The sequence below is a fragment of the Franconibacter helveticus LMG 23732 genome (assembly GCF_000463115.2).
GTDB classification, from domain to species: domain Bacteria; phylum Pseudomonadota; class Gammaproteobacteria; order Enterobacterales; family Enterobacteriaceae; genus Franconibacter; species Franconibacter helveticus.
Genome location: NZ_AWFX01000045.1, coordinates 368,918 through 394,817, shown reverse-complemented (window position 1 = coordinate 394,817; position 25,900 = coordinate 368,918). Strand labels below are relative to the sequence as shown.

The 25,900-nt window shown below is 55.6% G+C and carries 22 protein-coding genes; 13 read left to right on the top strand and 9 right to left on the bottom strand.

Annotated elements, in window-relative coordinates; translation table 11 throughout:
• The first annotated feature begins 158 nt into the window (after positions 1–158).
• Positions 159–1,625: an IMP dehydrogenase gene (gene guaB / locus DW56_RS14270; RefSeq protein WP_024553594.1), complete on the top strand. Its 1,467-nt coding sequence runs from the start codon at positions 159–161 to the stop codon at positions 1,623–1,625.
• 65 nt (positions 1,626–1,690) lie between these two features.
• Positions 1,691–3,268: a glutamine-hydrolyzing GMP synthase gene (gene guaA / locus DW56_RS14265; RefSeq protein ID WP_024553595.1), complete on the top strand. Its 1,578-nt coding sequence runs from the start codon at positions 1,691–1,693 to the stop codon at positions 3,266–3,268.
• Between the two features lie 352 nt (positions 3,269–3,620).
• Here the strand turns inward: guaA and DW56_RS21755 are convergent, their stop codons facing one another.
• Positions 3,621–3,821, bottom strand: coding sequence for a YfgG family protein (locus tag DW56_RS21755; RefSeq protein WP_071789787.1), 201 nt, complete (start codon positions 3,819–3,821; stop codon positions 3,621–3,623).
• Positions 3,822–4,163: 342 nt separating this feature from the next.
• Here DW56_RS21755 and DW56_RS14260 point away from each other — a divergent pair, with 342 nt between their 5' ends.
• Entirely contained in the window at positions 4,164–6,386 is a 2,223-nt protein-coding gene (locus tag DW56_RS14260) for a sensor domain-containing phosphodiesterase (RefSeq protein WP_024553597.1), read from the top strand.
• 33 nt (positions 6,387–6,419) lie between these two features.
• On the opposite strand, the gene ppx is transcribed toward DW56_RS14260, so the two are convergent.
• From ppx to purM, 4 genes are all read right to left on the bottom strand, one after another.
• Positions 6,420–7,961 (bottom strand): exopolyphosphatase, encoded by a 1,542-nt coding sequence (gene ppx / locus DW56_RS14255; protein ID WP_024553598.1) that lies wholly within the window; start codon positions 7,959–7,961, stop codon positions 6,420–6,422.
• 6 nt (positions 7,962–7,967) lie between these two features.
• On the bottom strand, positions 7,968–10,028 hold the full coding sequence (ppk1, locus tag DW56_RS14250) for a polyphosphate kinase 1 (protein WP_024553599.1): 2,061 nt from the start codon (positions 10,026–10,028) through the stop codon (positions 7,968–7,970).
• Positions 10,029–10,197: 169 nt separating this feature from the next.
• Positions 10,198–10,842, bottom strand: a complete 645-nt coding sequence (gene purN / locus DW56_RS14245; RefSeq protein ID WP_024561965.1) for a phosphoribosylglycinamide formyltransferase — start codon at positions 10,840–10,842, stop codon at positions 10,198–10,200.
• Entirely contained in the window at positions 10,842–11,879 is a 1,038-nt protein-coding gene (gene purM / locus DW56_RS14240) for a phosphoribosylformylglycinamidine cyclo-ligase (protein ID WP_024555090.1), read from the bottom strand. Before purM ends, purN begins: the two co-directional genes overlap by 1 nt.
• A 231-nt stretch (positions 11,880–12,110) precedes the next feature.
• Here purM and upp point away from each other — a divergent pair, with 231 nt between their 5' ends.
• From upp to DW56_RS14225, 3 genes are all read left to right on the top strand, one after another.
• A complete protein-coding gene (gene upp, locus DW56_RS14235) occupies positions 12,111–12,737 on the top strand; it encodes a uracil phosphoribosyltransferase (RefSeq protein ID WP_024555089.1) in 627 nt (208 codons plus the stop codon).
• 81 nt (positions 12,738–12,818) lie between these two features.
• Complete coding sequence (gene uraA, locus DW56_RS14230; protein ID WP_024555088.1) at positions 12,819–14,108, top strand: uracil permease; 1,290 nt, start codon at positions 12,819–12,821, stop codon at positions 14,106–14,108.
• 94 nt (positions 14,109–14,202) lie between these two features.
• The gene (locus tag DW56_RS14225; protein WP_024555087.1) at positions 14,203–14,904 is read left to right on the top strand and encodes a DnaA inactivator Hda; all 702 of its coding nucleotides are present in this window, start codon (positions 14,203–14,205) and stop codon (positions 14,902–14,904) included.
• A 31-nt stretch (positions 14,905–14,935) separates the two neighbouring features.
• Here DW56_RS14225 and arsC read toward each other — a convergent pair whose 3' ends face one another.
• Together arsC and bepA are read right to left on the bottom strand one after the other, a co-directional pair.
• Positions 14,936–15,289 (bottom strand): arsenate reductase (glutaredoxin), encoded by a 354-nt coding sequence (gene arsC / locus DW56_RS14220; protein ID WP_024555086.1) that lies wholly within the window; start codon positions 15,287–15,289, stop codon positions 14,936–14,938.
• Positions 15,290–15,301: 12 nt separating this feature from the next.
• Positions 15,302–16,765: a beta-barrel assembly-enhancing protease gene (gene bepA, locus DW56_RS14215; protein WP_024555085.1), complete on the bottom strand. Its 1,464-nt coding sequence runs from the start codon at positions 16,763–16,765 to the stop codon at positions 15,302–15,304.
• A 226-nt stretch (positions 16,766–16,991) separates the two neighbouring features.
• Between bepA and DW56_RS14210 the strand changes: the two genes are divergently transcribed.
• Complete coding sequence (locus DW56_RS14210) at positions 16,992–18,056, top strand: AI-2E family transporter (RefSeq protein WP_024555084.1); 1,065 nt, start codon at positions 16,992–16,994, stop codon at positions 18,054–18,056.
• Between the two features lie 38 nt (positions 18,057–18,094).
• Here the strand turns inward: DW56_RS14210 and bcp are convergent, their stop codons facing one another.
• Complete coding sequence (gene bcp, locus DW56_RS14205) at positions 18,095–18,565, bottom strand: thioredoxin-dependent thiol peroxidase (RefSeq protein WP_024555083.1); 471 nt, start codon at positions 18,563–18,565, stop codon at positions 18,095–18,097.
• Between the two features lie 2 nt (positions 18,566–18,567).
• Positions 18,568–19,137 (bottom strand): glycine cleavage system transcriptional repressor, encoded by a 570-nt coding sequence (locus DW56_RS14200; RefSeq protein ID WP_024555082.1) that lies wholly within the window; start codon positions 19,135–19,137, stop codon positions 18,568–18,570.
• Between the two features lie 146 nt (positions 19,138–19,283).
• On the opposite strand from DW56_RS14200, the gene dapA reads away from it, so the two are divergent.
• From dapA to ypfH, 6 genes are all read left to right on the top strand, one after another.
• The gene (gene dapA, locus DW56_RS14195; RefSeq protein WP_024555081.1) at positions 19,284–20,162 is read left to right on the top strand and encodes a 4-hydroxy-tetrahydrodipicolinate synthase; all 879 of its coding nucleotides are present in this window, start codon (positions 19,284–19,286) and stop codon (positions 20,160–20,162) included.
• Between the two features lie 16 nt (positions 20,163–20,178).
• Complete coding sequence (gene bamC / locus DW56_RS14190) at positions 20,179–21,213, top strand: outer membrane protein assembly factor BamC (RefSeq protein ID WP_024555080.1); 1,035 nt, start codon at positions 20,179–20,181, stop codon at positions 21,211–21,213.
• Positions 21,214–21,342: 129 nt separating this feature from the next.
• Entirely contained in the window at positions 21,343–22,056 is a 714-nt protein-coding gene (purC, locus tag DW56_RS14185) for a phosphoribosylaminoimidazolesuccinocarboxamide synthase (RefSeq protein WP_024555079.1), read from the top strand.
• Between the two features lie 134 nt (positions 22,057–22,190).
• Complete coding sequence (gene ypfJ, locus DW56_RS14180; protein ID WP_024555078.1) at positions 22,191–23,057, top strand: KPN_02809 family neutral zinc metallopeptidase; 867 nt, start codon at positions 22,191–22,193, stop codon at positions 23,055–23,057.
• Between the two features lie 28 nt (positions 23,058–23,085).
• A complete protein-coding gene (locus tag DW56_RS14175) occupies positions 23,086–25,095 on the top strand; it encodes a tRNA(Met) cytidine acetyltransferase TmcA (protein ID WP_051179303.1) in 2,010 nt (669 codons plus the stop codon).
• Positions 25,096–25,168: 73 nt separating this feature from the next.
• Positions 25,169–25,867, top strand: coding sequence for an esterase (gene ypfH, locus DW56_RS14170; protein WP_024554264.1), 699 nt, complete (start codon positions 25,169–25,171; stop codon positions 25,865–25,867).
• Positions 25,868–25,900 lie beyond the last annotated feature (33 nt).

Sequence of the window (25,900 nt, the reverse complement as noted above, 5' to 3'; positions counted from 1 at the left end):
AAATTCTAAATCAGCGGGTTAATGCATCGATAGTAACGCCGTTCAGTTCAATCGCAAGCATTTAGCGTAAAAAAATGTGGAAGCAATCGGTTACGCTCTGTATAATGCCGCGGCAATATTTTATCTGTTCTCATTCACCCCAGGTTGAGATATTGCCCATGCTACGTATCGCTAAAGAAGCTTTAACGTTTGACGACGTTCTCCTCGTTCCCGCTCATTCTACCGTCCTGCCGAATACGGCCGATCTCAGCACGCAGCTGACCAAAACGATCCGCCTGAACATCCCTATGCTTTCCGCTGCGATGGATACCGTTACCGAAGCGCGTCTGGCTATTGCCCTGGCGCAGGAAGGGGGCATCGGCTTTATTCACAAAAATATGTCTATTGAGCGCCAGGCGGAAGAAGTTCGCCGCGTGAAAAAACATGAAAGCGGCGTAGTAACTGACCCGCAGACCGTATTGCCGACCACTACGCTTCGCGAAGTGAAAGAGCTGACCGAACGTAACGGCTTTGCAGGTTACCCGGTTGTGACTGAAGACAACGAGCTGGTGGGCATTATCACCGGTCGCGACGTGCGTTTTGTGACTGACCTTTCTCAGCCGGTCAGCGTTTACATGACGCCGAAATCCCGCCTGGTCACCGTGCGCGAAGGCGAATCCCGTGAAGTCGTATTCGCCAAAATGCACGAAAAACGTGTTGAGAAAGCGCTGGTAGTGGATGAAAGTTTCCATCTGCGCGGCATGATCACCGTTAAAGACTTCCAGAAAGCGGAACGTAAGCCGAACGCCTGTAAAGACGAGCAGGGCCGCCTGCGCGTTGGCGCGGCAGTGGGCGCGGGCGCGGGCAACGAAGAGCGTGTGGACGCGCTGGTAGCGGCAGGCGTTGACGTGCTGCTTATCGACTCCTCTCATGGTCATTCCGAAGGCGTGTTGCAGCGTATTCGCGAAACGCGCGCCAAATACCCGGATCTGCAAATTATCGGCGGCAACGTGGCCACGGCGGCGGGCGCAAAAGCGCTGGCGGACGCGGGCGTTAGCGCAGTGAAAGTGGGCATTGGTCCTGGCTCTATTTGCACCACCCGTATCGTTACTGGCGTGGGCGTACCGCAGATTACCGCCGTTGCAGACGCGGTTGAAGCGCTGGAAGGCACCGGCATTCCGGTTATCGCCGACGGCGGTATCCGCTTCTCCGGCGACATCGCCAAAGCGATTGCCGCAGGCGCGAGCGCGGTCATGGTTGGCTCTATGCTGGCAGGCACCGAGGAATCGCCGGGTGAAATCGAGCTTTATCAGGGCCGCTCTTATAAATCCTATCGCGGTATGGGCTCGCTCGGCGCGATGTCTAAAGGTTCTTCCGATCGTTACTTCCAGACCGATAACGCTGCTGACAAGCTGGTGCCGGAAGGTATCGAAGGCCGCGTAGCGTATAAAGGCCGTCTGAAAGAGATTATTCACCAGCAGATGGGCGGCCTGCGTTCCTGTATGGGCCTGACCGGCTGTGGTACTATCCTCGAGCTGCGCACTAAGGCGGAATTTGTGCGTATCAGCGGCGCGGGCATTCAGGAAAGCCACGTACACGACGTAACCATTACCAAAGAGTCCCCGAACTACCGCATGGGCTCCTGATTTTCCTCGCCCGGCCATGCGCCGGGCGATTTACTTTAATTGCACTTGCCTCGGAATTAGCGTCAATGACGGAAAATATCCATAAACATCGCATTCTCATTCTTGATTTCGGCTCGCAGTACACGCAGCTTGTCGCCCGCCGCGTCCGTGAACTGGGCGTTTATTGCGAACTCTGGGCATGGGATGTGACTGAAGCCCAGATCCGTGAATTTAACCCGAACGGGATTATTCTCTCCGGCGGTCCGGAAAGCACCACCGAAGAGAACAGCCCGCGCGCGCCGCAGTATGTGTTTGAAGCGGGCGTGCCGGTGCTGGGCGTTTGCTACGGCATGCAGACCATGGCTATGCAGTTGGGCGGCCATGTTGAAGGTTCAAACGAGCGTGAATTTGGTTATGCGCAGGTAGAAGTAAAAACCGACAGCGCGCTGGTTCGCGGCATCGAAGACGCGCTGAGCGCGAGCGGCAACCCGCTGCTGGACGTATGGATGAGCCACGGCGATAAAGTTACCGCTATCCCGTCTGACTTCGTGACCGTCGCCAGCACCGAAACCAGCCCGTTCGCCATTATGGCTAATGAAGAGAAACGCTTTTACGGCGTGCAGTTCCACCCGGAAGTGACTCACACCCGCCAGGGCTTACGTATGCTGGAGCGCTTCGTGCGCGATATCTGCCAGTGTGAAGCGCTGTGGACCCCGGCGAAGATTATCGATGACGCAGTGGAGCGCATTCGCCAGCAGGTAGGCAACGACAAAGTGATCCTTGGCCTCTCCGGCGGCGTGGATTCCTCTGTAACCGCCATGCTGCTGCACCGCGCCATTGGCGACCGTCTGACTTGCGTATTCGTTGATAACGGCCTGCTGCGCCTGAATGAAGCGGAACAGGTGATGGACATGTTTGGCGACCACTTCGGCCTGAACATTGTTCATGTACCGGCGGAAGCGCGTTTCCTCGAAGCGCTGGCGGGTGAAAACGACCCGGAAGCGAAGCGCAAAATCATCGGTCGCGTCTTTGTTGAAGTGTTTGATGAAGAAGCGCTGAAGCTTGAAGATGTGAAATGGCTGGCGCAGGGCACCATCTACCCGGATGTGATTGAATCCGCCGCTTCCGCTACCGGTAAAGCGCACGTGATTAAATCTCACCATAACGTAGGCGGCCTGCCGAAAGAGATGAAGATGGGGCTCGTTGAACCGCTCAAAGAGCTGTTCAAAGATGAAGTGCGTAAAATCGGTCTCGAACTGGGTCTGCCGTTCGATATGCTGTACCGTCACCCGTTCCCGGGGCCGGGCCTTGGCGTACGCGTACTGGGAGAAGTGAAGAAAGAGTACTGCGATCTGCTGCGCCGTGCCGACGCGATCTTCATCGAAGAGCTGCGTAAAGCGGATCTCTATGACAAAGTGAGCCAGGCGTTCACCGTGTTCCTGCCGGTACGCTCCGTAGGCGTCATGGGCGATGGCCGTAAATACGACTGGGTTGTTTCCCTGCGTGCGGTGGAAACTATCGACTTTATGACCGCGCACTGGGCACACCTGCCTTATGACTTCCTGGGCCGCGTTTCCAACCGTATCATCAACGAAGTGAACGGCATTTCCCGCGTAGTCTATGACATCAGCGGTAAGCCACCGGCTACGATTGAGTGGGAATAAGCCGCTGTTCAGCTATTTTTCATCATAGCTATTTGGCCTGATAGTAAACCCTCTGTGCAAGCAGGGGGTTTTTTTATATCTCATCATCTTACTCACTGTGCCTGCTCTCGGGCACTGGCGCCAGGCAAGCAGGAACGCCAGCAGGATAAACGCAACCGGAAGCAGACAGGCATAAGGAAACGTGCGATATCACCTGTTCGAATCGCTTTATAAAAAGTAAGCCTCGATGATAGCTGGTTTGCACTTTCAGCGGGCTGGCATGACAGCAGCGTAATGCCTGTTAAGCCGGACTAAAGGCAAAAATAAGCCCACCGCGCCGTCAGGGCAGTGTCATCTCAGGATAGAATAGCGGTCAGCGTTGCGACGTGGTTTCGATAGTCAGACTGGATTGTTGCGCCTGTACTTTGTCCTGGTAGTGATACCATGCGCCTACGGCTGAGTAAACAAAGCGGCCAAAAAGGAAGAAAAAGCTGATAAGCAGTACAATGCGGGTCATGCGACTGTTAAAGCGGTGTCGTTTTCGTATTCGTAAGGGGGAGGTGGCCTGTGTCACACCAGTTTCCTTCAGGTTTGCCCGACAACTGCGGGCGACTTCACTATTAAGGCACAGCGCGGCGGAGGGGTCAATTCTTCATCACGTAAAAATAGGTCAAGTAAAGATTACTGGTTGTTATCTAAAAAAATTTCATATTAGTAATAAAATAGTTTTTATAAGCAATGCGCAAAAAGTGTAAATAGAGAGAGGCATAAATTGATATATATCAATTATTAATCTCTCTCCTTAACTAAAATTTCATTCCGTTTCGCAACGACTACGCCTGTTGTAGTCTCTTTCGGCAAGGTTGGATGCTTGCCCTCAACGCCTCGCAGGAAAAGAGGTTTTAACCGGGCATCTATGCAACTGATTAACACGCTGAAATTATATAAAGAAAAATGGTGGGGGCTGCCCTTACTTCTGCCGTTCGTTTTGCTGCCTTTTGCGCGTTACTGTAGCACCCTGACCTGGGTCAATGACGCGCCGGTCATTCTTTATTTTCTCCCGCTGTCGCTGATCACCACGCTGTTACTTTTTTATGGTTGGGCGGCGCTGCCGGGCATAGTGCTGAGTTTAGTGGTTAACTATTATTCCCTGCGCTGTAAGAGCGATTTGCTGATTACCGTTATCCACTTTTTGGTGCCCACTTTACTGAGCTGGGGAGGATACCGGGTTTTCGCAACCCGAACGGCGCCGGTCTCTGGCTGGTACTCAAAAGCTATCGGGCAACGACTTTTCTGGCTGGTATTTGTTAACGCCACGCTTTTTATGCTCTTTTACCAGTTTTCGACCTTCTTTGGTTTATACGATCAACATGCGCAACTTATGGGCGAAAACCCGTTTACCTTGTTAACGCTGGTAAATTATCAGGCGGTGCTGGTGGGGTGTCTTACCGGGATCCCTCTGTTTTCTTTAATTATTCGTCTTACGCGGCACCCTCGTTATTTTTATGCTTTTATCAGCCAGATGCGCGCCCAGTGCGATAAACGCGTCACTAAGGTTGAAGCAGGCATATGGCTTAGTTTGCTGGCGGGGTTACTTCTTTTATTACTGCTGCCGCTAAGTCCTGAGTCTTCTATATTCAGTACAAGTTATTCGCTCTCGCTGTTGCTTCCTTTGATGCTGTGGGGCGCAATGCGCTTCGGCTATTTTCTTGTTATTAGCGTCTGGACGCCGCTGCTTATCCTGCTGTGTCACTATTTTTATCGCTACTTTCCAACAACACCTAATTATGATTTCCAGCTGGTAATTAACTCTTCGAGTTACGGTATTTTCTCGCTGGTTATTATCTTTATGGCGCTAACCGCTACGCGACAGCGTTTCGTACATCAGCGCGGAAGACGTCTGGCTTTGGTTGATCCGCTGTTTCACCTGCCAAATTTACGGGCGCTCAGCCGCGATCTTGCCGATACGCCATGGTCGATACTCTGCTTTATGCGCATCCCGGAGCTGGATCTGCTGGGACGCAATTACGGATTAATGCTCCGTGTCTACTACAAACAGCGAATGGCGGCCTGGTTGCGTGATGTGATGGAACCGGGCGAGCTGGCCTATCAGCTTTCCGGGCATGACATGGTGCTGCGTCTGCGCACTGAATCGCACCCGGAGCGTATCGACAGGCTCGCGCAACACATTAAGCAGTTTCGTTTTATGTGGGACGGTATGCCGCTGCAACCGCAGGTAGGCATAAGCTACAGTTTTGTCCGCTCGCCTGTTACGCATTTGCATTTATTACTGGGCGAAATGAGCACCATGGCCGATCTCTCGCTGACCAGCAATCGACCTGAAAGCATGCAGGATCGCGGCGCGAATCACGTTCAACAAGCCGTGAAGAGCAAGGTTGAAATGCTCAACCAGCTGCAAAACGCGCTGGACAATAATCAGTTTGTCCTGATGGCGCAGCCTATAGCTGGCATGCGCGGCGATGATTACTACGAAGTCTTACTGAGGATGCAGAGCCAGAATGGCGAAAGAGTACTGCCAGAGCGGTTTTTACCTGTCGCTCAGGAATTTGGTCTCTCTTCGCGTATTGACCTGATGGTGCTGGAAAATACGCTGGCGTTTATGGCGCAATGGCGTGAAAAACTGCCTGGCAGCCGGTTCGCCGTAAACCTCACCACCTCTTCGCTTTGCAGAACGCTTTTCCCGAACGAGGTCCAGGGGCTGTTGGCGCGGTATCAGATTGAACCCTGGCAGCTTATTTTCGAAATAACCGAAAGCAGCTCTTTGACCAATTACGACCAAACGCATCAAAACGTGCAGCGCTTGCGCGCCATGGGTTGCCGTATTGCCATTGATGACTTTGGAACCGGCTACGCCAGCTATGCCCGCCTTAAAAATATTGACGCTGATATTATGAAAATCGACGGCAGCTTTATTCGCAACCTCGCCGCCAGCAGCCTGGATTACCAGATAGTTGAATCTATGTGCCGCCTGGCGCGCATGAAAAAAATGCAGATTGTGGCGGAATATGTCGAGAACGAGGCGACGGCCGCGCTGGTTCGCGAATTAGGCATAGATTATTTGCAGGGGTTTCTGATTGGGCATCCGCAACCGCTTGAGACGCTGGTCGCAAATAAATAAAAAGGAGCGCGTAATGCGCTCCTTTAACAATGCTTAAGCCGCCGCTTCAGGGCTAACTTCTTCTTCAATGGTCAGACGCCATCCGGTGACATCTTGCCAGTACTGCTGTTCGCGCTCCAGGTCGAGCATGACCAGCGCATTCTGGCTGAACCAGTCATGCGGGAAACGCAGCGTCCAGTGATTATCGTCTGTTTCCAGCACCAGCGTAGGCGGCGTAGTCGTCGCCTGGCGCTGGTTATTGAGCAATACGCCAAGACGCAGCAGTTGAATCAGCGGCAAATACTGCTTTTTCTTAAAGAGCGTGAAGCGCGGCAGTTCGTCAAGCTTGATAGCCTTGCGGTGATAACGCACCAGCGTCGCCATTAGCGCCTGCTGTTCCTGCGTGAAGCCCGGCAGATCGCTGTGTTGTAGAATATAGGCGGAATGGCGATGCATGCCGCTGTGGTTGATGGTGAGGCCCACTTCATGCAGCATGGTGGCCCATTTCATCAGCGCCGCCAGCTGCGGGTTGGCAAGCTTCGGGTTTTGCGCTTGCCACTGGTCGTACATTTGAGTGGTGGTATCCAGCACCCGCTTAGCCTGCTCGCGGTCAATATGGTACTGATTGGCAAGGCTCTGCGCGGTTCTGCTGCGGATATCCTGATGGCGGAAGCGGCCTTCCATCTCATAAAGCACCCCTTCGCGCAATGCGCCATCCGAAAGGCGAAGCTCGCGGATTGCCAGCGCGTCGAACACGCCGCAAAGAATAGCGAGACCGGGCACGAATACCGCTTTACGCTCTTCGGAAAGCCCTGGCAGCGTTAAAGAAGTAAAGCTTTTATAGTTCAGAACTTCATCACGCAGCTTGTCCAGGCGATCCGCAGTGATAAGCCCGTCTTTTTCGCCCATAGCCAGCAGCACTTCATGCGCTGCTTTGATGGTGCCCGACGCGCCAAGCGCGACGCTCCAGCCATGTAAGCGATACTGCCAGGCAAGACTTTCCAGTTTTTGCACCGCTGCGAGGCGTGCGCGGCGGAAGTTATCCGGCGTTATCTCGCCGTTGGCGAAAAAGTGCTGCGCGAAACTGACGCAGCCCATGCGGCGGCTTTCCACCAGCTGCGGTTCAAAATCTTCGCCGATAACAAGCTCTGTAGAGCCGCCGCCAATATCAATAACCAGCTTGCGTCCGCGTTCCGGCTGCGTATGTTCCACGCCCATAAAAATCAAACGCGCTTCTTCATTGCCCGAGATGATTTCAATAGGGTAGGGGATAACCTGTTCGGCGCGCTTGAGGAACTCCGGCGCGTTAGTCGCCTGGCGCAAAGTATGGGTGCCGACGATACAGACGTTAGCGGGGGAAAACCCCTGCAACCTTTCTGCAAAGAGCGACAAGCAGGCGAGGCCGCGCTCCATGGCCTCCTCTGTCAGCATATTGTTGGCGTCCAGCCCGTCGGCCAGATGCACACGCTGTTTCAGTCGTCCGATGATTTGCATCGCGCCATCCACGACGCGGGCGATGACCATGTGGAAGCTGTTAGAGCCGAGGTCGACCGCAGCGAATTCCTGCGGTCGCGGAGCTTGTGAGTTTATCGGCATAGAGTATCAGTCAGGTTGCTCTAGTGATTTGAGATAGTCGTAAATCGCTAACTGCGCACGCACTTTTCGGCGGTTGCCGCGCGGCACGTAACGATTGCTTAGTTCTTTATCGATAATGCGGGCTTTAACCGTATCGCTGAACAAGATGTCGATAATATCCAGGATCCGCTGCTTGAGTCGAGGATCAAGGAGCGGCGCGGCCACTTCAATACGGTAATCGATGTTACGCGTCATCCAGTCTGCGGAAGAGAGATAGACCTGTTTGTCGCCGCCGCGTTCGAAAATATAGATGCGATCGTGCTCAAGGTAGCGGTCTACGATGCTGATAACGCGAATATTATCGCTCAACCCTTCCAGTTCAGGAATCAACGAACACATGCCGCGGATCAGCAGGTTTACCGGCACGCCAGCGCTGGAGGCCGCGTAAAGTCTGTCCACCAGCCCTTTATCAACCAGGTTATTCAGTTTTAGCGTAATGCCGGAAGGCAGACCCTGCTGCGCGTTGGCAATTTCCGTATCGATCATCTCATAAAGCAGGCGCCGGGAGTTTTGCGGCGAAACCAGCAGATAGTCAAAGCTTACCGGGCGGTAGGGGTTCTCGATAAAGTTAAAGACGCGGCGCACTTCATTGGTGATGCGCGCATCCGCGGTAAGTAACGAATAGTCGGTATAAATCCGCGCGGTTTTTTCGTTAAAGTTACCTGTGCCGATGTGGGCGTAACGCACCACTTCTTCGCCCTCTTTACGGGAGATAAGAAAAAGTTTGGCGTGAATTTTAAGCCCGGGCGCGGAGAAAATAACATGAACCCCCGCTTCGGTGAGGCGCTTCGCCCAGTGAATATTCGCCTCTTCGTCAAAGCGCGCCTGCAACTCCACCACCACCGTCACTTTTTTACCGTTATGCGCAGCGTGGATCATCGAGTCGATAATGCGGGAATCTTTCGCCACGCGGTAAATATTAATCTTAATCGCCAGTACGCTTGGGTCGAACGAGGCCTGGCGCAGCAGCTCCAGCACATGTTCAAAGGTGTGGTAAGGGTAATAAAGCAATACATCGCGCTCGCGAATGGCGTCAAAGCCATTGCGGAATTTATCAAACCAGATATGGCGCAAACGGGGCAGCGGTTTATTCACCAGGTTGGCTTTGCCCACGTTCGGAAAGCTGATGAAATCTTTGAAGTTATGGTAGCGCCCGCCCGGAATAATAGAATCATAACGGGAGATAGAGAGCTTCTGGCGCAGCATTTCCACCATCGCGTCTGGCATATCGCGCTGATAAACAAAGCGAACTGGTTCGGCGGTCAAACGCTGCTTGAGGCTTGAAGACATCAGCTCCAGCAGGCTCGACTCCATTTCGTGCACCAGGTCGTACTCTGCGTCGCGCGTCATCTTCATCGAATAGGCGTTAAGCGCATCGTAGTCAAAAAAGCCTTTAAAAATATCTTCCAGACAGAAACGCAGAATATTGTCCAGGAGGATCATTGGCTTGCGGCGGCGAGGCGCCTCCGGCGGCAGGTTGACGAAGCGCGGCACCTTGTCGGACGGGATTTCCAGCAGCGCATAGCGGATTTCGTCGCCGCGAATAATTTCTACCGCCAGGTAGGTGTAATCATCTTTCAGAAACTGGACGAGATCGGTGTCGCGGTTTATCAGCGTTGGCGTAATGTGCTGGCGCAAATAGTGTTTGAAGTAGTGGCGCAGCCAGGTTTGTTGATTGTCGGAAAGCTGTCTTTCGTTTATGAGGAAGATCTGGTTGCGAGCCATTTCCAGCAGCAGATCGTTATATAAACCGTCAAACTCCTGATCCGTTTTCAGCACGCGGGACTGGATCTTACCTAACAGATGGCGGGAATGTGAGTGTGAACCCTGCTCTTCGCTGATGATGATGCGACGCTTGAGTTCCGCAAAGCGCACCTTGTAAAACTCATCAAGGTTGTTGGAGTAGATCCCCAAAAAGCGCATACGTTCAATCAGCGGGTTGCTTTTGTCCGCCGCCTCCTGGAGCACGCGCTCGTTGAAAGACAGCCAACTTAGTTCTTTTTCGATATATAGCTTTTCCTGACCCATTACTACTCACACTCCGGTTTATTCACTCGGGACGTGGCAAATCCGTCTCACCAGCTATTATGGCGAGCATTGCCGCACAATGTCCAACTGTGCCAGAGAAGTATGACAAGAAAGCGCGCAGCCTGCCAAATAGGCTGAACATATTGAAAAAAGGGCCGTTTGGCCCTTTTTATTCCTCTTCAGCAGCGTGTCCCTGAGCAGGCAATGGCTGCCCGTCCAGCCAGGCGGCGTTATCGCGCATCGCCAGGCGTCCGTCGACATACCAGCTAACCACCAGCGGATAAATAGCATGCTCCTGATGCTGCACGCGAGCGGTAATGTCCGCCTCGGTGTCGCCCGGAAACACCGGCACTTTCGCCTGTAAAATGACCGGCCCGCCGTCGAGTTCGTCAGTAACAAAATGCACCGACGTGCCGTGCTCTTCGTCGCCGTTCTCCAGAACCTGACGATGGGTGTGCAGTCCTGGATATTTTGGCAGCAGGGAAGGGTGAATATTAATCAGTCGTCCCTGATAATGCGCGACGAAATCGGGGCTTAAAATACGCATATAGCCTGCCAGCACCACGAGATCCGGCGCGTAGGCGTCGATTTCCTGCATCAATTCACGATCGAAAGCTTCGCGGCTGGCGAACTGCGCCGCCGTCAGGGCGTGAGCGGGGATCCCCGCTTCGCGCGCGCGTTCAAGGCCGAACGCGTCGGCCTTGTTGCTGAACACCGCTTTAATGGCGCCATTAATCCGCTTTGTCCCGCAGGCGTCGATAATCGCTTGCAGATTGCTTCCGTTACCGGAAATAAGCACCACGATGTTTTTCATTACTCAATAACCACGCGCTGTTCGGAATCAGAAGCTTTGATGATACCGATTTTCCAGGCCTTTTCACCTTTGCTTTCGAGCAGTTGCAGCGCGCTGTCTACTTCTGAGGCGGGAAGCGCAATAACCATGCCCACGCCGCAGTTAAAGGTACGATACATTTCGTGGCGGCTGACGTTGCCCGCCTGTTGCAGCCAGTTAAAGACTGCCGGCCACTGCCAGGAAGCTTCGTCGATAACCGCCTGGGTGTTATCCGGCAGCACGCGCGGGATGTTTTCCCAGAAGCCGCCGCCGGTCAGGTGGGCGATGGCATGCACATCCACTTTCTCAATCAGCTCCAGCACGGATTTCACGTAAATGCGCGTCGGCGCGAGCAGGTGATCGGCCAACGGTTTGCCTTCAAGCTCAGTGGATTGCGGGTCTATGCCGCTGACTTCAAGGATTTTACGCACCAGTGAATAGCCGTTGGAGTGCGGGCCGCTGGCGCCAAGCGCAATCAACACGTCGCCATCCGCCACTTTAGCGCCATCGATAATTTCCGACTTCTCCACCACGCCTACGCAAAAACCGGCTACGTCGTAATCTTCGCCGTGATACATGCCCGGCATTTCGGCGGTTTCGCCGCCCACCAGCGCGCAACCCGATTGCAGGCAGCCTTCCGCGATGCCGCTGATCACGCTGGATGCGGTGTCGACGTCCAGCTTGCCGGTGGCGTAATAATCGAGGAAAAAGAGCGGCTCGGCGCCCTGAACCACCAGGTCATTAACGCACATGGCGACCAGGTCGATGCCTATTGTGTCGTGACGCTTAAGATCCATGGCCAGACGCAGCTTGGTGCCCACGCCATCGGTGCCGGAAACCAGCACGGGCTCACGATATTTTTGCGGCAGAGCGCACAGCGCGCCGAATCCGCCCAGTCCACCCATCACTTCCGGGCGGCGGGTCTTTTTCACTACGCCTTTGATGCGGTCAACCAGAGCGTTGCCTGCGTCAATATCTACACCGGCGTCTTTATAGCTGAGAGAGGTTTTATCGGTCACTGCACAATCCCCACGCGGTTGCGGTTGGTGGTATATAAGAAAACGCGGCAATTCTAACAGCCAAGGCAAACGTTTGCTATCCCCTTGTCCACCAGAAAGCCACAGAGACGCCGGCTGGCTGTTTCCCGTTCGCTTGATCGCGATCAAGCCCATTACGTATGGCGCTGACTTGAAAAAGCGGTATAATCCGGCGATTTTTTTTGTGGTAGCCAACTTTCGGGGAGAAAGAGTATGAAGATCGTGGAAGTGAAACACCCACTCGTCAAACACAAGCTTGGCCTGATGCGCGAGCATGACATCAGCACCAAGCGCTTTCGTGAACTCGCCTCTGAAGTCGGGAGCCTGCTGACCTACGAAGCGACCTCCGATCTGGCTACCGAGAAAGTGACCATCGAAGGCTGGAACGGTCCGGTGGTCGTTGAGCAGATCAAAGGCAAAAAAATTACCGTCGTGCCTATTCTGCGTGCCGGGCTTGGCATGATGGAGGGCGTTCTGGAGCACGTGCCGAGCGCGCGCATCAGCGTGGTGGGCATCTACCGCGATGAAACCACCCTTGAGCCGGTGCCTTATTTCCAGAAGCTGGTTTCTAATATCGACGAGCGCATGGCGCTGGTGGTTGACCCTATGCTGGCGACCGGCGGCTCGATGATTGCGACCATCGACCTGCTGAAAAAAGCGGGTTGCAGCAGCATTAAAGTTTTGGTGCTGGTGGCGGCGCCGGAAGGCATCGCGGCGCTGGAAAAAGCGCATCCGGACGTTGAGCTTTACACTGCCTCTATCGATCAGGGCCTTAACGAGCACGGATACATTATTCCTGGCCTCGGTGATGCAGGCGACAAGATATTTGGTACGAAATAAACAATGAGCCGACTTTGATAGTCGGCTTTTTTTTGGTCCAACAGCGAAACATTTGCACACAACACACTTGAGGAAAACACTATGACGCGCCGTGCTATCGGGGTAAGTGAAAGACCGCCGCTTTTACAGACTATCCCGCTTAGTTTGCAGCACCTGTTCGCCATGTTTGGCGCAACCGTGCTGGTGCCAATCCTGTTTCACATTAACCCCGCCACCGTGCTGCTGTTTAACGGCATCGGTACGCTGCTTTATCTCTTTATCTGTAAAGGCAAAATCCCGGCTTATCTTGGGTCGAGCTTTGCTTTTATCTCGCCCGTGTTGCTCTTGTTGCCGCTGGGTTATGAAATGGCGCTGGGCGGTTTTATCGTCTGCGGCGCGCTGTTTTGTCTGGTAGCGCTGATTGTGAAAAAAGCGGGAACCGGCTGGCTGGATGTGATGTTCCCGCCTGCGGCGATGGGCGCTATCGTTGCCGTTATCGGTCTGGAGCTTGCCGGCGTCGCGGCGAACATGGCCGGTTTACTGCCAGCGCAAGGGCAGACGGCAGATACCACCACCATCACGATTTCGCTGGTAACGCTTGGCGTCACGGTGTTTGGCTCGGTGCTGTTCCGCGGCTTCCTCGCAATTATCCCGATTCTCATCGGCGTGCTGGCAGGCTATGCGCTCTCTTTTGCGCTGGGCGTTGTGGACACCACGCCAATTCAGCAGGCGCACTGGTTCGCGCTGCCCACCTTTTACACCCCGCGCTTTGAGTGGTTCGCCATCTTTACCATCCTGCCGGCGGCGCTGGTGGTTATCGCCGAACACGTAGGCCACTTAGTGGTCACGGCGAACATTGTGAAGAAAGATTTGCTGCGCGACCCGGGCCTGCACCGCTCGATGTTTGCTAACGGCTTCTCTACCATGATCTCCGGCTTCTTCGGCTCCACGCCGAATACCACTTATGGCGAGAACATTGGCGTTATGGCCATCACCCGCGTTTACAGCACCTGGGTTATCGGCGGCGCGGCGATCATCGCCATTCTGCTCTCTTGCGTAGGCAAGCTCGCGGCGGCTATCCAGATAATTCCGGTGCCGGTGATGGGCGGCGTTTCACTGCTGCTTTACGGCGTGATTGGCGCTTCCGGCATCCGCGTGCTGATCGAATCGAAAGTGGATTACAGCAAAGCGCAAAACCTGATCCTCACCTCCGTGATCCTGATTATCGGCGTGAGCGGCGCGAAAGTGCATATTGGCGCGGCGGAGCTGAAAGGGATGGCGCTGGCGACTATCGTTGGTGTTGCCCTGAGCCTTATTTTCAAGCTCATCAGCGTGTTGCGCCCGGAAGAGGTGGTGCTTGACGCAGACGAGCAGGCTGAGAAACATTCCTGATCCTGATACCGGGCGGCGATCCGCCCGGTTCAACAGCGAAACGATTCTGTGGTAAACTCAGCGCGTTTTTCTGTAAGCCTTCGAAGAGGTCCCCCTGAACACACCGGCACAGCTCTCTTTGCCGCTCTGGCTGCCCGATGACGAAACTTTTGCAAGTTTCTGGCCGGGTGATAATCCTTCGCTTTTAGCCGCGCTACAAAACGTGCTGCGCCAGGAGCACAGCGGGTATATCTATTTCTGGGCCAGAGAAGGAGCCGGGCGCAGCCATCTGCTGCATGCCGCCTGCGCTGAACTTTCCCAGCGCGGCGACGCCGTAGGTTATGTTCCGCTGGATAAACGCACCTGGTTTGTACCGGAAGTGCTGGAAGGGATGGAACAACTCTCGCTGGTCTGCATCGACAATATCGAATGCATCGCAGGCGACGAGCCCTGGGAAATGGCGATTTTCAACCTCTATAACCGTATTCTGGAATCGGGCAATACCCGGCTGCTGATCACAGGCGATCGCCCGCCGCGCCAGCTTAATCTTCATTTGCCGGATCTCGCCTCGCGCCTCGACTGGGGGCAGATCTACAAGCTTCAGCCGCTTTCGGATGACGACAAGCTACAGGCGCTGCAACTGCGCGCCCGTTTACGCGGCTTTGAGCTACCGGAAGATGTGGGACGTTTTTTGCTCAAGCGGTTGGATCGGGAGATGCGTACGCTATTTATGACGCTCGATCAGCTCGACAGAGCGTCGATTACCGCCCAGCGCAAGCTAACCATTCCATTTGTGAAAGAGATCCTGAACCTGTAGCGGGCGCGATGCCCGCTACACAAAGGGAAGCTTAAAGAATTTCCAGCACAGCTTCCGGCGGGCGGCCAATACGCGCCTGGCCATTTTTTATCACAATCGGGCGCTCAATCAGTTTCGGGTTATCAACCATCGCCGCGATCAACGCTTCATTGCGGGTTTCATCCGCCAGGTTAAGCGCTTTATAAAGATCGTCTTTCGTGCGCATCAGTTCACGCGGGCTGCTCATGCCGAGCATTTGCAACAGCGATTTCAGCGTTTGCGCATCCGGCGGCGTTTCCAGATAAAGCACCACCTGCGGCTCCACGCCATTCTCTTGCAACAGGCTTAATGTCTCGCGGCTTTTTGAGCAACGGGGATTGTGGTAAATCGTCACGTCCTGAGACATGGGGTCTCCTTTTTACATTTTTTCGTAGGGGCGGAAGCGTTGCTGCATCTGACGCAACTGGTCGATACGGGCATCGTAGCGCGCCTGCTGAAGGCTGCCGAGCTTAACCTGCGAACTGGCGCCACTGAGCAGGCTGATTGCCTGGTCGAGTTTGCCGAGCAGGGCCATCACTTCGGCACGCGCCGCCAGCTCCTGGTCGCGGTTGCCAAGCCTCGCCTGCGCCTGCGCCAGCAAGTCCCAGCCGTTAGTGTCGTCCGGGTGCGAGAAGGTATAACGATTGAGGATTTTCGCCGCTTCGCCAGGCTGTCCGCCTTCCAGATACGCATTCGCCAGGTTGAGCTGCAACACCGGATTATTTTTTAAATCCGGGGCGCTTTGCAGACGGTTAATGGCGTCGTTCGCTTTGTTCTGACCAAGATCGATATCAGTAGATAAATCAAGATACCAGGCGCTGCGCGGTTGCGCGGCGAGCAGCGGCTGAAGCTGACGGCGCGCCTCGGCGAAATTTTTATCCTGCATCGCCTGTAGCGCGCGGCCATACTGCGCGGCATGCTGCTCGCGCACGTTGCCCTTCGCCAGCGTGTCCAGCAAATCGCTGGTGAGCTGATTACGCCCGGAGTTATACATGCCGAGCGTACGCACTTTCGCCATATAAAAATCTTCTGAAGATTGGGTTACCACCGGGCGCATCTGGTTGGCGCGGTTGCGGGCATCAGCGAGACGGCTTTCAGGCAGCGGGTGCGTCAGCAAAATCTCCGGCGGCCGGGTTGAGTAGCGCGCCTGGTCGAGCAATTTTTCAAGGAAGGTCGGCATTGCCTGCGGATCAAAACCCGAACGTTGCAGCACCTGAATGCCGATGCGGTCCGCTTCCTGCTCGTTTTGTTGCGTAAAGCTAATCACTCCCTGCTGCGTCCCGGCGAGCGTGCCGGTAAGCGCCGCCATTCCCGCTTGCGGGCTCGCCATCGCCAGCAGGATAGAGCCCAGCGCCCCTGCCCATGTCAGCGGCGCGCTGCGCTTTTGATCTTCCATCGCCCTCGCCAGGTGACGCTGGGTCACGTGCGAGATTTCGTGCGCCATCACCGAGGCGAGCTGGCTTTCGTTATCGGCATAACGGAACAGCGCGGAGTGCAGCACGACATTGCCGCCAAAGAAAGCGAAGGCGTTAATTTCGTCGTTATTGATTAAATAGAAGTGAAAGGGGGTTTTCACCGAGTTGGCATGAGAGACCAGCCGCATGCCAAGACCGTTGATATATTGCACCAGCAGGGGGTCATTGATAAGCGGCGCGCTGCCGCGCAGCTGGCGAACGTAATAGTCCCCCATCTGCATCTCCTGACCGATGGAGAGCGTGCTTCCTGCCGATGTCCCCATATCCGGCAGTTGATCGCCCGAGTCCGCAAACGCGGGAAGGGCCTGACCTGCCAGCATGGCGCCGATAAGGGTTGCAACCAGGGTCGTTTTCAACTGCCTGAACATAACCTCTGTCCTGTTTGTCTGAAGTCTCTTTAAGACCGGGCCGGCCTGCTTTTGTTCAGCAAATCCTTGCCCGGCGAGTGTAGCCTGCATCCTGTGCGATGAAAATCATATTCAGCAAGTAAACACTTGTCTTGTGAACGGGCGAAAAATCGCGGTCTTTTTTGTGACATTTCGATACAATTCGCCCTTCACCTTTCGGCTATTCCTCCGCCTGGGAAGGAGTCCTATGCTTGAGTTGTTAACGCAGTGGTACCGCCGTCGCTTCAGCGACCCGGAAGCTATTGCTCTGCTTGTTATCCTGGTTGCCGGTTTTTGCATCCTGTTTTTTCTGCATGGCCTGCTGGCGCCGTTGCTGGTGGCGATTGTGTTCGCTTACTTACTGGAGTGGCCGACCGTGCGTCTTGAGCGCATAGGCTGTTCGCGTCGGCTGGCCGCGACGCTGGTGCTGGTGCTTTTTGTCGGCGTTGTGCTGGTGATGGCTTTTGTGGTGGCGCCTGTCGCCTGGCAGCAGGGCATCTACCTGATACGTGATATGCCCGGCATGTTCAACAAGCTTGCTGATTTCGCCGCCACGTTGCCAAGACGCTACCCGGCGCTGACGGATGCGGGCATTATCGACGCGATGGCTGAAAACCTGCGCGCCCGGATGTCCGTGCTCGGCGATTCGGTCGTGAAATATTCCCTCGCTTCGCTGGTTGGGTTGCTGACCCTCGCCATCTATCTGGTGTTAGTGCCGCTGATGGTGTTCTTCCTGCTCAAAGATAAAGAGCAAATGCTTAACGCGGTGCGCCGCGTGCTGCCGCGCAATCGCGGCCTTGCCGGGCAGGTATGGGTCGAGATGAACCAGCAAATTACCAACTATATACGCGGCAAAGTGCTGGAGATGATCGTTGTTGGCATCGCCACCTGGATTGGCTTTCTTATTTTCGGCCTGAATTATTCGCTGCTGCTGGCGGTGCTGGTAGGGATTTCCGTGCTGATCCCTTATATCGGGGCGTTTGTGGTGACCATCCCGGTTATCTGCGTGGCGCTCTTTCAGTTCGGCGCTGGCCCTGAATTCTGGAGCTGCTTCGCAGTTTACCTGATAATTCAGGGGCTTGACGGCAATTTGCTGGTGCCGGTGCTTTTCTCCGAGGCGGTTAACCTTCACCCGCTGGTGATTATTCTCTCGGTGGTTATCTTCGGCGGCCTGTGGGGGTTCTGGGGCGTTTTCTTCGCGATTCCTCTGGCGACGCTAATTAAGGCGGTGGTGCACGCCTGGCCGGATGACATGGCGCTGGAAGAGAAATAAAAAAAGCCGACCTCAGGTCGGCTTTTTTATGAAGATATTCACGCGCTTGCTTTTAGCCAGTTCATCACCACGTCATGGTGGTTGCTGGTTTTGAAATCATCGAACACTTTTTCCACTTCGCCGTTAGCGTTAATGAGGAAGCTGATGCGATGAATGCCGTCATAGGTTTTGCCCATAAAGGACTTTTCTCCCCAGACGCCGAAGGCTTCACAGACCTGATGATCTTCATCGGAAAGCAGGGTGAAGTTCAGCAGCTCTTTTTCCGCGAAACGGGAGAGCTTTTCGGGTTTGTCGGTGCTGATGCCTAAGACCTCAACGCCCGCCTTTTTCAACTCATCCATGTTGTCGCGCAGACCGCAAGCCTGCACGGTGCAACCCGGCGTCATGGCTTTCGGATAAAAATAGACCAGTACACGCTGTCCCTGGAAGTCGGCCAAATTTACTTGTTCACCGTCCTGATCGGGCAAGCTAAATTTCGGTGCGATATCACCGGCTTTCAGTGGATTCATCACTACACTCCATCCTGTTCATCTTGCTGTGGGTAATTCACCACACTAATAGTGCCTTGCGCATTTAATTCTGTACATAGATCGCGAAAGGCTTGTTCGATAATTGTCGCATCCTGAGAAGCCGGGCTGTGCGCGGTTATCTGAATATAGAGCTGCGCGGCTTTATTCTCCACGGCGGGCTGCGTGCGCGACACCAGTTCGGCAATATTCATATTGTGCGCGTCGAACAGCGCCGTAAAGCGTTCGATCAGGTGCGGCGAATCCGCCACTTCTACCTGTACCCAGACGGAAGCGGGCATTGGCGCGCGGGCCTGCGCGGCGGTGCGCTTCATCACAATGAGCAGCTCAAGTTCCGCGCCTTTGAGCGGAAGCGTGGATTCAATCAGCGTGATGGCGTTCCAGCTGCCGGAAAGCAGCATAATAAAAGTGAATTCTTCACCCAACATCGCCAGCCGGCTGTCTTCAATATTACAGCCGCAGCTGCTGACGTGACGAGTGATGGTATTAACGATACCAGGACGGTCCGCGCCCAGCGCCGTGATGACCAGATAATGGTGTGATGAGGGTTCCAAACGGGTTATTCCTGTGAAGCCGTGAAGTAAACTCTAGGAAAGCATAAAAAAAACCGCCGTACAACCGCGTAGCCCGGCCTGGCCGCTTGCTTTTATTGCAACTCCAAACGTACCATTGTGACACTTGTTTGTGGAGAGGATGGCCAATGTTCACGGGAAGTATTGTCGCGCTTATCACACCGATGGATGACAAAGGTAATGTCTGCCGGTCGAGCCTGAAAAAACTGATTGATTACCATGTCGCCAGCGGAACCTCGGCGATCGTTTCGGTAGGGACTACCGGTGAATCCGCAACGCTAAGCCATGATGAGCATGGCGACGTAGTGATGATGACGCTTGAACTGGCGGACGGACGTATTCCGGTGATTGCCGGTACGGGCGCGAACGCCACTTCCGAAGCCATCAGCCTTACCCAGCGCTTTAATGACAGCGGCATAGCGGGCTGCCTGACGGTCACGCCGTACTATAACCGTCCGACCCAGGAAGGGCTGTTTCAGCATTTTAAAGCTATCGCCGAACATACCGATCTGCCGCAAATCCTCTACAATGTACCGTCTCGTACCGGCTGCGACATGCTGCCGGAAACCGTGGGCCGCCTGTCGAAGGTGAAAAATATTGTCGGTATTAAAGAAGCGACAGGGAACTTAACGCGCGTTAACCAGATCAAAGAGCTGGTTGCAGATGACTTCATCCTGCTGAGCGGCGACGACGCCAGCGCGCTGGACTTCATGCAGCTCGGCGGGCACGGCGTTATTTCCGTTACCTCGAACGTGGCGGCGCGTGAAATGGCGGAAGTCTGCAAGCTTGCCGCTCAGGGGCAGTTTAACGAGGCGCATCGTATTAACCAGCGCCTGATGCCGCTGCACTATAAATTATTTGTCGAACCCAATCCGATCCCGGTGAAATGGGCCTGTAAGGAGTTGGGACTTGTGGCGACCGATACGCTGCGCCTGCCGATGACGCCTATCACTGACGCAGGTCGTGAAGCTGTCAGCCAGGCGCTTAAGCACGCCGGTTTGCTGTAAAGTTTAGGGAGATTTGATGGCTTACTCAGTACAGAAGTCGCGTGTGGCGAAAGCGGTTACCGTTTCACTGGTGATGCTGCTTGCCGCCTGTAGTTCCGATTCACGTTATAAGCGTCAGGTAAGCGGCGACGAGTCCTATCTGGACGCAGCGCCGCTGGCGGAACTGCACGCCCCGGCCGGTATGATTTTACCGGTACAGAACGGCGACTATAACATCCCCGTGACCAACGGCAGCGGTCCGGTCGGCAAAGCGCTGGACATTCGTCCGCCCGCTCAGCCGCTGGCGCTGGTAAACGGCGGTCGCACCCAATTTACCGGCGACACTTCCACGCTGCTGCTGGAAAGCGGTCGTAGCGGTTCGCTCTGGCCGCAGGTTGTCAGCGTGGTGCAGGCGAATAACTACGCCATCACCAAACGTGATGATGCCGGTCAGACGCTGACCACCGACTGGGTGCAGTGGAACCGCGCGGACGAAGATGAACAATACCGCGGGCGCTATCAAATCACCGTGCAGCCGCAGGGCTACCAGCAGGCGCTGGTGGTAAAACTGCTTAACCTGGAGCAGGGCGGTAAACCGGCAGGCGATGCGGCATCCATGCAGCGCTATAGCGCGCAAATGCTGAACGCTATCTCAGCAGGCCTTGATAAAAACCTGACGACGAGCCAGAACGCGGCTGAAAACCGCAACGCTTCGCAAATCGATGTGCAGAGCGGCGCGGATGATGTCGGCCTGCCGGTGCTGGTTGTACGCGCGCCGTTTAACGTCGTCTGGAACCGTTTGCCGGCCACGCTTGAAAAAGCAGGCATGAAGGTCACAGATTCTACCCGCTCGCAAGGCAGCCTGGCGGTGACTTATAAACCGCTGTCTGACAGCGACTGGCAAGAGCTGGGCGCGCGCGATCCGGGTCTGCCGGGGGGCGACTACAAATTGCAGGTAGGCGATCTGGATAACCGCAGCAGTCTGCAATTTATCGACCCTAAAGGACATACGCTGACGCAGGCGCAAAACGATGCGCTGGTGGCCGTATTCCAGGCCGCATTCAGCAAATAATCGCAGGGCCGGAAGATTCCGGCCCTTTTTTATTCCCTCTACGCAAACGTGTGCGTAGAATTGGCAGCAACCCTTTTTGTGTTAAATCATCAGGCCGCCGAACGGCCAACCATACCTGGAGTAATAAAGATGCAGAAGCAAGCTGAGTTGTATCGTGGCAAGGCGAAAACCGTATACAGCACGGAAAATCCGGATCTGTTGGTGCTCGAATTCCGCAATGATACGTCAGCAGGAGACGGCGCGCGTATTGAACAGTTTGACCGCAAAGGCATGGTGAATAACAAGTTTAACCACTTCATCATGACGAAGCTTGCCGATGCGGGTATTCCAACGCAGATGGAGCGCCTGCTCTCCGATACCGAATCGCTGGTGAAGAAGCTGGAAATGGTGCCGGTCGAATGTGTTATCCGTAACCGCGCCGCGGGTTCGCTGGTTAAGCGTCTGGGTATTGAAGAAGGTATCGAGCTCACGCCGCCGCTGTTCGATCTTTTCTTAAAAAACGACGCCATGCACGACCCGATGGTAAACGAGTCTTACTGCGAAACTTTCGGCTGGGTGAGCAAAGAAAATCTGGCGCGCATGAAAGAACTCACTTACAAAGCCAATGACGTGCTGAAAAAGCTGTTTGACGACGCGGGCCTCATTCTCGTCGACTTCAAGCTGGAGTTCGGGCTTTATAAAGGCGAAGTGGTGCTGGGCGATGAGTTTTCACCCGATGGCGCCCGTCTGTGGGACAAAGAGACGATGGACAAGATGGACAAAGACCGCTTCCGCCAGAGCCTGGGCGGGCTTATCGAAGCTTACGAAGAAGTCGCACGTCGTCTGGGCGTTAACCTGGACTAAGCTGGCAATCGTTTTCCTCTCTGCCGGGAGTCAACGTATCTTCTCCCGGCATGCTGTACCCGCTTTCTTATGGTAATCCTCTCATTAACCACCTACGATCTCCTTATTACTTAATTAGCAGCAAGGAGAACGCTATGCGTTGGCAGGGGCGTCGCGAAAGCGACAATGTAGAAGACAGAAGAAGACAGTCCGGCGGTCCGATGATGGGCGGCGGCGGGTTCCGCTTGCCGGGCGGCAAAGGCGGCATCGTCCTGCTGGTTATCGTTGTGGTGGCAGGGTATTACGGCGTGGATCTCACCTCGCTGATTACCGGCGGCCAGCCGTTGACGCAACAAACCCAGACCCGCTCTATCAGCCCGGATGAAGACGAAGCAGCGAAGTTTACCTCCGTTATCCTTGCCACCACCGAAGATACCTGGGGGCAACTGTTTGAGCAGATGGGCCACAGCTATCAGCAACCTAAACTGGTGATGTATCGCGGCGCCACGCGCACCGGCTGCGGCACGGGCCAGTCTGTGATGGGGCCGTTCTACTGCCCGGCGGACAGCACGGTCTATATCGATCTCTCTTTCTATGACGAAATGAAAAACAAGCTCGGCGCTGACGGCGATTTCGCGCAGGGTTACGTTATCGCTCATGAAGTGGGCCACCATGTGCAGAAACTGCTGGGCATTGAGCCGAAGGTTCGTCAAATGCAGCAGAACGCCTCACAGACCGAAGTTAACCATCTTTCTGTGCGCATGGAATTACAGGCTGACTGCTTCGCAGGCGTCTGGGGCCACAGCATGCAGCAGCAGGGCGTGCTGGAAGCAGGAGATATCCAGGAAGCGCTGAACGCCGCTCAGGCCATTGGCGACGACCGCCTTCAGCAGCAAAGCCAGGGGCGCGTAGTGCCGGACAGCTTTACGCACGGTACTTCCGAACAGCGCTACAGCTGGTTTAAGCGCGGCTTCGACAGCGGTGATCCGAAGCAGTGCAATACCTTCGGCAAAAGCCTTTAATTCACGCCATTAACCGCAAGGACGCCTTATGGAGTACCTGATCCGCGCCGCAGACGACATGGCAGCAAACGGTATTCGCCGTTTGTTGGTCATCAGCGGCGATAACGCCTGGTGCGAAGAGCAGAGTCTGATGCTTGCCCGCCAGCTGCCCGGAGACTGGCTCTGGGTAGGCGATGCGCCGCTGTTGCCGGTAAACTGCGCGCCAGCGGCAGTCCGTACGCTGCTGGGCCAGGAATTTCTCCACGCGGTGTTCGACGCCCGCAGCGGTTTCGACGCCGAAGCGCTGGCGGTGCTGGCAGGCACGCTCAAAGCGGGAAGCTGGCTGTTGCTGCTCGCGCCCGACTGGATACGCTGGCCGCAGCAACCAGACTGCGACGCCATTCGCTGGAGCGACAGCGCCCGGCCCATCGCCACGCCCCATTTTATTCGCCATCTGCAACAGACGATCGCAAGCGACCCGGAGAGCCTCTGCTGGCGTCAGGACAGCCCTTTAAAACAGACCTCTTTCTCTCCACGCCCGCGCTGGCAGCCCGCCTGCGGCGCGCCGCACCGGGAGCAGGAAAATATCCTGGCGGAACTGCTGGCGATGAATTCGGGCGTAGCGGTTATCACAGCGCCCCGCGGACGCGGTAAGTCGGCGCTGGCAGGCATGTTGCTGGCGCGGTTCGAAGGGGCGGGGCTTGTCACGGCGCCTTCCCGCGCCGCAACGGACGTGATTGCCGCTCACGCAGGCGACGCGTTTGAGTTTGTCGCGCCGGATGCGCTGCTCGCGGCCCTGCCTGCGCTTCAGGCCGACTGGCTTATCATCGACGAAGCCGCAGCGTTGCCAGGCCCCGTGCTGCGTAAGCTTATCCGCAGTTTTCCCCGGGTTCTGCTCACCACCACGATACAGGGCTATGAAGGCACGGGACGCGGATTTCTTCTGAAGTTTTGCGCTTCGGTGCCGCATCTGCGCCAGTTTGCGTTGAGCATGCCAGTGCGCTGGGCGGCGGGCGATCCGCTGGAGCAGTTTATTGACAGCGCTTTGCTGTTTGAAGACGACGATTTCAGCAATGCGCCGCAGGGAGAGGTGAGCATCCAGACACTGGATCAAAGCGTGTGGCGGCAGCAACCTGAACGGGCGGCAGCGCTTTATCGTCTGCTTTCCGGCGCCCATTACCGCACATCGCCGCTTGATTTACGACGGATGATGGATGCGCCAGGCCAGCGGTTTATCGCTGCGGAAACGGCAGAAAAAACCGTGGGCGCGCTGTGGCTTGTGAAGGAGGGCGGGTTAAGCGAAGCGCTCAGCCAGGCGGTATGGGCCGGTTTTCGCCGCCCCCGCGGGAATCTTGTTGCGCAGTCGCTTGCCGCGCATGGCGGCGATCCGCTGGCGGCGACGCTGAAGGGCTGGCGCATCAGCCGCATCGCCGTTCATCCTTCTCGCCAGCGCGAAGGAACGGGTCAGGCGCTGGTGACGTTTGCCCGCCGCCATTTGCCTGCCTGCGACTATCTGTCGGTAAGTTTTGGCTATACGCCTGAGCTTTGGCGCTTCTGGCAGGCATGCGGCTTTACGTTGGCGCGCTTTGGCAGCCACCGTGAAGCCAGCAGCGGTTGCTACACGGCGATGGCGTTGCTGGCGCTTACGCCGCAGGGCGAAGCGCTTGTCCGTCTGGCGCATCAGCGGCTGCAACGGGACGGCGACTGGCTACAACCCTGGGTGGAGGAGATACTGCCTGTCAGCGGTAAAGCGTCTACCCTTAATGATAACGACTGGCGAGAGCTCGCCGGTTTCGCCTGGGGCCATCGACCGCTGGAAACCTCCATAGGGTGCCTGCACCGTTTGTTGCTCGCCAGCGCGCTGCCCTTGTCGGCGCTGCGGGGACGTCTGGAAAAGCGGTTGGCTATCAACATACTGTGTCAGCACTTGCGGCTTTCCGGACGTAAAGCGCTGCTGGCGGTACAGCGACAGGAGGCGGCGCTTGCGCTCGCCTCGCTTGATGCCACGCGCGCGCAAGCGCTCAAAGAGTGGGTTTTGCAATTGCAATTTTTCCACTAACTCATTCAGTTAAATGGCATGGTCATTCACTCTGCCAGGCGTAAACTGCCTTCTGTTAACTAAGGAGACCGCCATGAAACCCGAACATTTTATCGTGCAACGCCCTCTGGCTCTGGCGAAACAGTTGCTGCTGCTGTTTCACGGCGTGGGCGACAACCCGGTCTCTATGGGCGAGATTGGCAGCTACTTTGCGCCGCTCTTTCCCGACGCGCTGGTGGTCAGCATCGGCGGGCCGTCCGCGAGTGGGCCTGCGCCAGGGCGCGAGTGGTTTTCAGTGCAGGATGTTACCGAAGAGAACCGCCAGCAGAGGATAGATGCTGTTATGCCTACGTTTATCAGCGTAGTGCGTTACTGGCAGGAGCATAGCGGCGTCGATCCCAGCGCCACGGCGCTTATCGGTTTTTCGCAGGGCGCGATTATGGTGCTGGAGGGGATCAAGGCGCAGCCGGGACTGGCCGCCCGGGTTATCGCCTTTAATGGTCGTTTCGCCCAGCTTCCGCAGACGGCGTCCACCGCGACGACCGTGCACCTCATTCACGGTGAGGAAGATCCGGTGATTGAGGCTCGCCACGCGCAGGCCGCCGAAGAGGCGCTTGTTCGCGCAGGCGGCGACGTGACGCTGGATATCGTTGAAGACCTGGGACACGCTATTGATAACCGCAGCATGCAGCTGGCGCTTGATCACCTGCGCTATACGGTGCCGAAGCACTATTTCGACGAGGCGCTAAGCGGCGGCAAACCGAAAGACGACGATATTATCGAACTGTTCTGAGGCTTCACCCTCAGACAAACAAAAAGGCAAGCC